We start from the raw sequence: 284 nt of genomic DNA on the forward strand, positions 1-284 counted from the left end.
GCGCAGTTTGGCGCAATCGCTATCAGAGAGTACTAGGAGAACCATTGATGTCAGTCGCATTCACTCCAGAAGAATATCGCGAACGCACACGTCGACTCCGCCAGCGGATGGCGGAGCGCGGCATTGACACGCTGCTCGTCCTGAACGAGTCAAATATGAACTATCTCACTGGCTATGAGGGGTATTCAGATTACGTTCCGCAGCTCGCTCTGGTGTGTCAAGACGAAGAAGATCCGTGGCTCATCTTGCGCGAGATTGATACATTTTGCGCGACACCGACCTCG

The 284-nt window shown here is 53.5% G+C and carries 1 protein-coding gene; it reads left to right on the forward strand.

Annotation, left to right across the window (positions count from 1 at the left end; genetic code table 11):
• Positions 1–47 precede the first annotated feature (47 nt).
• A partial coding sequence (locus EN845_RS34965; protein ID WP_189587460.1) for an aminopeptidase P family N-terminal domain-containing protein occupies positions 48–284 on the forward strand: 237 nt, incomplete at its 3' end.

Source organism: Mesorhizobium sp. M8A.F.Ca.ET.202.01.1.1 (assembly GCF_004791595.1).
Lineage (GTDB): Bacteria > Pseudomonadota > Alphaproteobacteria > Rhizobiales > Rhizobiaceae > Mesorhizobium.